3 protein-coding genes are annotated in these 1,292 nt (G+C 47.8%); all 3 read left to right on the top strand.

What is annotated here, in order from left to right:
* Positions 1-217: response regulator (locus tag B3C94_RS20690; protein ID WP_293907286.1), on the top strand; the 217-nt coding region annotated here is incomplete at its 5' end.
* 38 nt (positions 218-255) lie between these two features.
* The gene (locus B3C94_RS20685; RefSeq protein ID WP_293907284.1) at positions 256-630 is read left to right on the top strand and encodes a response regulator; all 375 of its coding nucleotides are present in this window, start codon (positions 256-258) and stop codon (positions 628-630) included.
* Between the two features lie 44 nt (positions 631-674).
* On the top strand, positions 675-1,292 hold a 618-nt coding region (locus tag B3C94_RS20680), incomplete at its 3' end, for a CheR family methyltransferase (protein WP_293907365.1).

The following is a 1,292-nucleotide window of genomic DNA, read 5'->3' as shown; positions in this document are numbered from 1 at the left end:
GATGGATATGATGATGCCGGAGATGGATGGTTACGAAACGATTGCTTCGATCCGAAATAATCCAAGTTATGAGGATATGCCTATCATTGCCGTCACAGCAAAATCGATGATGGGAGACCGCGAGAAATGTATCGCTGCAGGCGCGTCTGATTATATATCCAAACCGGTAGATATCGATCAGCTCCTTTCCCTGCTGCGGGTGTGGATGTATGAATAATGGTAGACCAATAAATAATAAGGCAATATATAAAGAGCATGGATAAAAATAAAATCGTATTGATTATCGACGACGATCAGAACAATATATTTGCGTTGAGATTGGCCTTGAAATCACGAGGTTTTCAGGCAATGGGCTGTCTTTCTGCGGCAGAGGGGCTTGCCCAGCTGCGGGATTATGCGGGCATTGGCCTTGTCCTGATGGACATGATGATGCCCGAGATAGACGGCTATGAGGCAACCCAGCTGATCCGCAGATCGTGGAACGCCAATGAACTGCCTATTATTGCGGTGACGGCACAGGCCATGACCGGCGACCGCGAAAAATGCCTCGCCGCAGGCGCTAATGGTTATATATCCAAGCCGATCGATATTGAACTTTTGGTACAGATGATAACAGAAATAGCCGGATGACAGCGGGCAAAAAGATTGTAAGCCAAGAGCAGGTGATGATCCTGATGGAAGATGTGGAGCGTCTCTATGGCTACGATTTTACGCATTATACGAAAGCTTCCCTTTCGCGCCGGCTCAACCAGCTTTGCCTGCTGGACAATTTTGCGAGTTTCGCCGAACTGCGCTATCGCGTTGTCCATGATCCGGATTACCTGCAGCGATTTGTCGAAAAGATGACGGTCAATGTAACCGAAATGTTTCGCGATCCCAGCTTTTTTGCACATCTCCGGCATGAAATTCTCCCCAAATTGGGGACTTCGCCCTTTATCCGCATTTGGATTGCGGGCTGTGCCACGGGGGAGGAGGCCTATTCCCTAGCTATCCTGCTTCAGGAAGCCAAATTGCTGCACAAATCATTGATCTATGCCACTGATATTAATCCTACCGTGCTCGAACAGGCAAAGAGGGCTGTTATTCCCATGGCAAACCTTAAGTCCTATGTTGAGAATTATCAGCTTTCGGGCGGCAAGGCGGATTTTTCATCCTATTATACGGCAAACTACAATTGGGTGAAGCTCAATTCCAGTTTGCAGGAGCGCATTGTCTTTGCTTCGCACAATCTGGTGAGCGACGCTTCTTTCAACGCCTTTCAGCTTATTCTATGCCGCAACGTGCTGATCTAT

Origin of the sequence: Sphingobacterium sp. UBA5670, assembly GCF_002420705.1 — a bacterium.
Classification (GTDB): Bacteria; Bacteroidota; Bacteroidia; order Sphingobacteriales; family Sphingobacteriaceae; genus Sphingobacterium.
Note: the sequence above shows the minus strand (reverse complement) of the source record. Positions and strands in the feature narration are given on the sequence as shown.